This window comes from Aquimarina sp. I32.4 (assembly GCF_002924285.1).
GTDB lineage: Bacteria > Bacteroidota > Bacteroidia > Flavobacteriales > Flavobacteriaceae > Aquimarina.
On the sequence record NZ_PGUB01000141.1, the window covers coordinates 1 to 9,009 of the forward strand.

Genomic DNA, 9,009 nt, shown 5'->3' on the forward strand with positions numbered 1-9,009 from the left:
TCTAGGTAATTCCCTGTTTCCTTTGCCAGATTCAAGAAAGAAAATATCATCACTCTCTACAATACCTTCAAAACCATTAGGAACAGCCCCTTCAAAGGCACTTAATATCTTATGCCGCCAGTCAAATGAAGTTTGGAGACAGATACCTGTCTGTTCAGCACATTTCTTTATCGAATTGCCTAATAGCATATGGTACAAATAAACACTAAGCAAGTTCCCCTTTTTTAAACCAAAAGTAACTTTACCTGTAGTTTCCCTAAAATACTTCTTGCACGATTTACAAAAATAACGTTGCACACCATTAGCCTTGCCATTTGCACGGATATCGATGTCTTGACAATTAGGGCAATGTAGTGACTGGATTTGTTGCACCTCGGAATGAACAGTATACAAGTCAGGCTCTGAAGGATCGACCATAGATAATAGCTCCCTAATTACGGTCTCACGACCCAATTCATCTAGGCTTTTGAAAAATTCTGTGAAAGATTCTGGTACCATTTGCACTTGTTTTAAAACAAAGATAACTAGTTAAGTCGTATTATAGAATATAGCTTAAAGTTATAATTATATGCAATTCCATAATCTTAGTTTTTGATTATAAATCACATGTTTTTCTTTTCAGCAGAGAATTAAGTACAATATTTAATGTAAAATACATTAAAATATATTTTACAGTTTGTGTGTGACTTGAATGATAAATATAGTTCAATTAATTTGAACTCCCCAAAAGGTTCAAGTCTCTTATGCATGGAGTCGTGTCTGTAAGCAAAGTAAGTTTGGGGTAACACATGCACTGAAGTAAGCCAGGCTATGTGGTTGGTTCTGAGGAACACGAACCAGATACAGAGATTTCTATGGTTTTACTTTTTAGATTCACTAGAATATTTGCATAAACGCAACAATTGATCTTGATCCGTTTTCTAGGTCTATTTACTGACGCCAAAACTGACGACAAATCGCCTTATAAATAAAAAAATCCTTACTATCTATTGATAACAAGGATTTTAACTCAGTCGACTCCGCAGGAGAAAGTTCGAACTTTTTAATGTTAGATTTAGGTCTAATAATCAGTAAATCAAGTGTTTTGGAAAAACCTTATTTTACATAATGTTTTAAACCCTAATGATATTAAAATTTAAAACGTTTAATAATCACTCTTTTTGAAACATAAGAGTCTAATAGATTTTGTATTACTTATGCCTATTTTTATTATAGGTTGTTTTTATAAAAAATAATACTTGTATTTTTTTCTTGAAGGTCTCATAAGCAACTCTAAAGCTTATCCATAGATATAAAAATAAAAGGAATAACACAAGATTGTATGTGATATCTATTCCTGCAATACTTTATGGTATAGATCTGCCAACCTTACTTCTATATAATTAATTATTTTATCCTCTGGACGTTCATTTACATACATAGCATAAATTTTCTTGAGATATTGTTTTTTTAATTTTTTAAGATTTCCTTCTGGCTCTCTGATTTCTTCTTGTGTAAGGTTCCATTTTTTGATCGAATGAAGCATATCTGTATGAGCATTAAACTTCTTTTCGATAAATTCTAAAGCCACAATATCTTCAGGCTTATTGTAGGTATTTACCTGTGCTTTTAAATACAAATATTCTTGTTGTATTTCTGAGTTTAGCTGTTCCCCCTCTTGAATAAGTTTTAGATATGCATTATAAATCCATTCGTCATATTTATCTAGAAATTCTTCATAAAAAAATAAAGCTTTAAGATATGCTAGCGCTGCATCTTTATATACTTTCTTATGCTCATCTTCAGATTTTTTCACAGCTCTAGCTAAAAGTTTTAACTCATCTTTTTTATGCTCCACCATTTCATTTGCTTGTTTCTCTTTGGCAACTGTATTAAGTTGAGGGGTAATTTCCCAGGGTAATCCCTCAAAAGTATACTTGCGATAAGAAAAACTTAACCATGCATTTTCTTTTCGCTTAAAATTAGGCTTTTTGATTCCAAAAGAGTAATTATACCCAAAAGTAGCGGTAAGTTCACTTAGACTAGTTGTTGTTGCTGTACTTCTAAAAAGTTGTATTGCACTCGCACTAAAATTATGCCTTTCTAATAATACATAATTTATATTCAAACGGATGTTGGCCACTTGTGTTTTTCCTGATGTACTTTGGGACTCATTATAAGATAATCCTAGACGAGTTCCCAATGTTTTTTCAAAAAAACGTTTTCCAATACCTAGGTTAGGCCCCCATGTGGTTGCATCTTCTGTTCCTATAGTATTGTACGTAAAATTAATCCCTGCATTGAGATCTAAACTCTTATCAGGAAAAGCAATGGTATAATTAGTCGCCGTATTGTGAAAAGTAGAAGCATCACCGATACGTACAATACCCCCTTGCTCATTTGCTACGTCATTGAGAGCATAATTAAACGCAATATTTTGAGTGGACTCTTTTTTTTGTGAAAGCACGTAATTAATTCCGAATGTAGCATTTTGAGATAATTGCTTATAATCTAGGTTTTCAATTTCGTTATCTAATAAATTATCATCATTGATCACATCAAACTGATTAGGTTTGATATTAGTATAAGTCTGAAAATTAGAATATGACCCTGTAAAGCTCAATCTATCTGATACAGTATAACCTACATTAGCAGCTCCTACAAAACGATTGGTTGCATTTGCTTTTATATTATCAAGATCATCACGTTGATACCCGATATTCATGGCAAGGGTAAGCTTATCTTTAAAAAAAGAACTGGCTGTATTTAAAGTAATATTTTCAAAATCATTATTAAAATAATATGCTCCCAAAGTTTCATAACCAGGATCGATACGTTCATAACCGATTCCTAGATTGGTTCTACCAATGTTGTATGTTAAGTTTGTTCTAAGTGCATTATAAAATTCTGTTGAAGCACGATTGCTAAATAATGAAGCTGTTAAACCTGTACTACCGTCATCACTTTCTGGCGCACGAAGATCTTGTGTAATTGCCGTGGAAGCATATTCTACATCGAGTGTGAATTCTTTGGTAATCTTTACTTGGGTATTTAGACTGATCACCAGGTTTTCTTTTGGCAATACTCCTTTGGCTTCTGGTACAGAATCTATTGAATTTATATTATCTTTGGCATAAAACCCAATGATCCCTACTTTAAAACGCTCTTTTTCAAAACTAGTTTTAAGTCCATATCCCATTCTTTGAAAAGCTGGAACAGTACGTTCATCTTCATCATTGGGAGTAGCTTTTAATAGTTGTCCTGCCATAGCACTAATTTTAAATGCTCCAGATGGAGCCAAATCTACGCCGCCTCCAGTAAACTGATGCCCATTGAGAGTATAAGGAGAAAAGGTCATGGCTACATTACCGATATGTGCGGTAGCCCATTTATATTTTGGATGCAAACTGATCCTGTTAAAATTAAAAGGCAATGCATAGTCCAGATTATCTCCCTGATTGGTAAAACTATACGAAATAGGTATCGCAAAACCATAGATACTTATATTTAGGTTTCCTCGTAAAAAATAAGTAAAAGGTTCTCGATTATTATTTTGATTGGATGTATAGTATACTCCATTAGCAGAAATCACACCACTTACCTTAATAGGCTTAGCCTTACCAACACTTTCGATATCGATGCTTTGGGTGTATCCTGTAAATGAAATTAGAGTAAGTAAGAGTAGGGTATAGTTTTTCAATACCTATAATTTTTCCGTTACGTTATTAGAATTTGTAGAAAACAACTGTTCGTTTATAAAATAAAACGAACAGTTGTTTTATTAAGACTTATCAAGCTGTTTTTTATTTTGTATATACATCTGTTAATATTTTTCCAGCTTCGTTTTCTTCCAAAATAAGTTTACCATCAGATAATTTAAAGTTTGTTGTGTATTCTTCAACATCGTCTTTAAATGTTCCTGTATAAGTTCCATCGTTATTTTTTTTCCAAGTTCCTGAACTATTATACAGTTTACATTCTGAACTTCCATCTTCATAAAAATTATCTTCAACTTTGCCATCTACGCTAAATACAAAGCTACTTTTTTTCTCACAATCGGTAAGTGGTGTTTCTTCTTTTCCATCTACAAGGAATTGAGCATATTTCCATGTTCCTACAACTGGATCTGTAGTGTCATTTGCATCATCATCACTGCTACAAGAGATTACTAATACACTTAAAAATACGGTTGCTACTAAAATTACTTTTTTCATGGTTTTTTTAAATTTGGGTTATTGATTATTTTTGAGTTTTTTTATATTTTTTTGTATTCCCTTGATGTTGACCCATTAGTATTGTCATCATTGAAAAATTCAGTACGTATTGTCAACACATTATTAATTACAAAAATAGCTGCAGATACCTCTGTTTTATTATTAGAACTATCTATCAGTGTATAATTGTTAGTTGAATTTACTCTCCATTTATGTATAGTCTCTGTTTTCTTGTCACAATTCTCTGTATCGTTTACCGCAGTACTTTTATGCTCTATCATTTTTAATGTTCCGTCAGAAGAAAATTCGAGAACATCTTTTTTTTGACAACTAGTAATTCCTATTTCGTCTCCACTTGCTGTTAATTGAACAAATTGCCAGGTGCCCACAACAGGATCTGCATTGGAATCATCATCATCTTTACTACAAGAGATAGATAATGCACTTAAAAATAAGGTTGCCACTAAAATTGTTTTTTTCATGATTTTAAATTTGAGTTGTTTTTATAATTAATTGTTACTATTATTTTACTTGAATTTGTTATGGTTTTATAGTTTCTGCACATATTACTTTTTACATTTCTTTTTTAGTGAGGATACTACTATTTATCATCTTCTTAGGAATTAAAAGATAGCACGGACGAAACCCCTATATTCATTATAAAGGGGGACTTTTTACAGTAAAACAATTTTTGAAAGGTATATACAGGTGTTGTTCGTAGAAACGAAAAAAAAGCCAGTACATTGACAGGTAACTTTTGAACACGTGGTATTAGGTAACCTTTTGATTTGGTATTCATTTTATTTTGAGGCATTTGGGGTTATAAGGATATAAATAAAATTGTATTAACACTTTAGCATATGCTTATGAGACAAAAGTAAGGGGCATATTACTGCAAAACAATAGTTGCAAGAGGGGGAAAATCCCCTTTTTTAATAAAACGAACTTCATCAAAAAACAATTCATCTTGTTTGCAAATATTCTTAACAACAATTAACTTACTTAAAATCAAATAATTAAATATTAATTTGTGAATTAAAAATATGACTATAGTCTTTTTTTGAAATAAAAAAATATTTCTCTTCTTTTTTACATTTTATCATAAACTCTATTTTTTTAATATTTTTTATACATTAACATATTGCAAAACTAAGCCTTAAGAGTTCCGTTTCCTGACACTGAGTTTTTTTTAACACTATTATTTTATTCAACTCTTAGTGGTCGACACAAAAGCCACATGCAAAACTATGGTTTTTCCATAATCAATATGTAAGGAAATCCGTAATTCAGGATTTTATGTACAAATAAGAAAAAAATACGACTCGCTCGTATTGATGCACCAGAGCTATATAATACTGTTGCTTATAGAGAACGACAAGCAAAACACGCTAGAGCTGTGGCAAAAAAGTTTTACCCAAAAGAATCTATCGTGACCATTATCACCAAAACAAAACAGAGATCAATACGCTCGATATATCGCAGAAGTAACCTATAACGACACCAATATATCTGATTATCTAGTAAGTAAAGACGTAGCTAAGATTTGGGGTGAGGATTAACAAACATACCAATAGTGAACGCTAAGTCAGGAGACTTTGCGCAGCGGGAACACTTTGAATACTATTTAAAAAATATTTTTTAAGGTTAATTTCGCTACTTAAAACCCTGTGAAAAGTTTCGATCTAGGCAATCTTACACTTTTTATTTAGAATAATTCTAAATTTAGTGTTTTTTCAATAAAACCACTTTGATACTTATAATGCACAAATGTGTATTATAAGTATCAAAGTATGCTTGGTAAAAATTAAGAAGACTCAATAGAGTTTTGTGTTTCAAAATAATCCAGTGCATTTTTATAATCTTGAAGCATCTTCAAAATTTCCTTTGTTGAGATTTCTGTTACAAAATCTCCATGATATTCTAATGTAGATATTTCTTTCTCAATCAGTAATTCAAAAACCTCTAGCCCCCAACTATAACCTGTTTGTTTTCCTTCCATAGCATAAACACAAGTATCTATCCCATTTTGAATTTCTGACGATGTCATTTGATTTACTTCCCCTGTGAATATCCATAAATCTCTATTTTCTGTAAACAGGATAGGCTTAACTTTTATATCTAAATTGATCATATCTTATTAATCTATTTTTTTAGGGAAATATGACCCTATATATCCATCATTATTTAAATAAAATCTAATCTCCACACTTCCATTTTTGGAGTACCCATAAAAAGTATTGCTCCCATCTTGCGCTAACCCATGATTATTCTTAATCGCATGTTCTACTTCTTGTTTGATTTTAGTATTACTCCATCCTTCTGGAAAGAAAGAGGCTGTACCTCCTAGTTTTCCTGGTTCGTACTCAACAAATCTTCCATTTATTTTCACATATTCCTTATTATTAATATTTATAACGGGTTGACCTTCATAAACTCCTCCTTGTCCTACAGATTTATTCTTTACTGTATAAGTACCTCCATTATCTTGTACGTATTTTTTTAAAGCATTTTCAGAATGACATCCTTTAAAGCCCTCCATTTGGAACGATTGTCCGTTCATATTTTTAGTTTTAGGGTAAAAAGACCCATCTGCCTTGGTTTCAACTTTTAGTACATGAGGTTCACGAGCGGCTACTTTGGTTGTTATATCGTCAACTTCTACCCTATTCGCATGTTTTGTTCTTCCCGTTCGTAGTCTCCAACTATTATAACCACCTAAATTATCAATATCATCTAAATGTTTAGAAACATCTGTTAATTCATCTACATTAGTTCTAATAGCATCGTCTACATTTGCTTTTTTAAGAGTTTCCCATGATTTCAGTAATTTAGGCTTATCATTAAACAACTTCACCAGATTATCAGAAACCTCTAAATCTGCTCTAAGAGCAGCTCTATAAGCATCATCCACAGAATCCACCAGATCATCAATCAGTTTACCCCCAGCGTTGTTGATTCTGGATTCACCTACATACTTTTTAGCGTTTTCGGTAAGTTCATCAATATGGGTTGCAGCATCATCTTTTCCTGCAGCTCTAAAAATAGTACTAACCTCATTGCCTCGCTTTGCTAAATTAGTAATAATATTAGTACTAAGTGTAGTTACATCTATAGCGATACTAATTTTTGGCCAATTCTCTACAAACCACCTATGATCACTATTAATTAGATTTTGCTTTAATATAGGATCACTAAGCGCTACATCTATACTTGTTTTTCCTAATTCTACCAGAGCTAAAAACTGTATCAACTTTGGGGTTGTATTAGTAATTAATAATTTAGATGCAGATGCTAATCCTAACCCATTAAGATAGGGTACTACTACCTTTGTAAAGTATTCTTCCAAATTTTCTTTATCACTTAAATACTTTACAAAAATTGCAGGTACAGTGATAACATCACCACTAAAACGTAAAATTACGACTGGAGATAAAGGAGCTAAATTATATTTTTTACTATATTCAAATCCATTCTCAGCTAGGTTCCATATAAATATTTTATTCTCCTCTCCATCAAACCAACCGCCTTCACCAAACTCATACGTTCTATTGTAGGCATCTACCCCCAAAATTATTGTTGGTGCATCAGACTTTTCTTGAGTAGACCATTGTGTAAGACCTATAGATGTAACTAAACTTAATACCTCTTGTAAATACGTATTATCATCTACTTTGTCATACAAAGAAATTAATACGTTAGGATTAGACATAAACTTGTTATACAACCAGGCTTTATCAGAAAAATTAACAATGGTATTCGATATGGCTTTTTCTTCATTTACCCCTACCTGATCAACCCTACAGGATAACAAGCTTAGAATATCTGACCACAACTGCTCTTTAGATTTACTATCTACAACAAATGAGGGTGCTTCTTGGTATAGGAAATCAATTTTATCACAATCACCAGCTGTCTTACTAAACTCTTCTTGAAATACTGTCTTATAATGCTCTTTGGTTTGGTTATCAAAATCATATCCTAAAAAAGATAACATACCTTTAAAATCATTCCAATTACCAGTTTTTAGATTAATTGCCAATGGATCATCTACACTTTGGTCTGAATAAAAATAGTTATCCTCATAGAGAATAGTCTCCCTATCAAAATCTATAGTGACGGGAATTTCATGACTTTGAGCATTTATTACAACATTTCCTTTTTCTATTCCTAAACTTCCGGAAATACTAAACTTTCTAACCACTCCATTAATAGTAGACTCAAAAGATTTATCGAATTTAATAAATCGTGCATTACCCAATCTAGATAGTACTAACTCCGGTTCTGTTAGAAATTCTTTCGGATCAAACTCAACTGTACTCCCTCTATTATCTTTAATCCATTTAATGAGCTTATCATAATCAATTCCTTCACTAATTCTGCTATCTTCCGCTTCACTCTCCTCTCTACGATCTTCTGCCCTTTGAGCAATTTCCTTTACCTTGTCTGCTTTCTGGGCATTGAGCTTTTTATAATTATCTACTTCTTTATCACTAAGATCACTTGAAACAATTTTATCAATATCCTTAACATCAAGCAGTTCCTGTTTTTCCTCTTCGGTAACATACTCACTTTCTAATAAATCTTTTATAATAGCATCAGTCTGAAGATTACTATTGTTGTATTGTGTTAATAAGCTGTCTTTTTTTATTGGGTCTTCTGTTTCTGTATAAGTGTCTAGAAGTCCCTGTTGCTCTGTAAATAAAGAACTGATTTGTGATATCAGATCCCCAATGGCATCAATCTCATCACTCACATCATCCATTCCACTCCAGTCAGGATCGTAATCCGTGACTAAGATTCCATCAACAAGTTCATA

At 32.1% G+C, this 9,009-nt stretch carries 5 protein-coding genes and 1 pseudogene; all 6 read right to left on the reverse strand.

The features are described 5' to 3' along the window. Positions 1–498: pseudogene (locus CVD18_RS20120) on the reverse strand (hypothetical protein); the annotation flags it as partial. 832 nt (positions 499–1,330) lie between these two features. Next, the gene (locus CVD18_RS20125; protein ID WP_103867293.1) at positions 1,331–3,679 is read right to left on the reverse strand and encodes a hypothetical protein; all 2,349 of its coding nucleotides are present in this window, start codon (positions 3,677–3,679) and stop codon (positions 1,331–1,333) included. Between the two features lie 103 nt (positions 3,680–3,782). Beyond that, positions 3,783–4,193, reverse strand: coding sequence for a lipocalin family protein (locus tag CVD18_RS20130; RefSeq protein ID WP_103867294.1), 411 nt, complete (start codon positions 4,191–4,193; stop codon positions 3,783–3,785). A 41-nt stretch (positions 4,194–4,234) separates the two neighbouring features. Continuing rightward, complete coding sequence (locus CVD18_RS20135) at positions 4,235–4,675, reverse strand: lipocalin family protein (protein ID WP_103867295.1); 441 nt, start codon at positions 4,673–4,675, stop codon at positions 4,235–4,237. A gap of 1,322 nt (positions 4,676–5,997) precedes the next feature. Next, entirely contained in the window at positions 5,998–6,324 is a 327-nt protein-coding gene (locus CVD18_RS20140) for a hypothetical protein (protein ID WP_103867296.1), read from the reverse strand. Positions 6,325–6,330: 6 nt separating this feature from the next. After that, positions 6,331–9,009: EndoU domain-containing protein (locus CVD18_RS20145; RefSeq protein ID WP_146052877.1), on the reverse strand; the 2,679-nt coding region annotated here is incomplete at its 5' end.

Excerpts from the sequence above, each read along its gene's own strand:
- CVD18_RS20130 (WP_103867294.1), bottom strand. The coding sequence starts at position 4,193 with ATGAAAAAAGTAATTTTAGTAGCAACCGTATTTTTAAGTGTATTAGTA.
- CVD18_RS20135 (WP_103867295.1), bottom strand. The coding sequence starts at position 4,675 with ATGAAAAAAACAATTTTAGTGGCAACCTTATTTTTAAGTGCATTATCT.
- CVD18_RS20140 (WP_103867296.1), bottom strand. The coding sequence starts at position 6,324 with ATGATCAATTTAGATATAAAAGTTAAGCCTATCCTGTTTACAGAAAAT.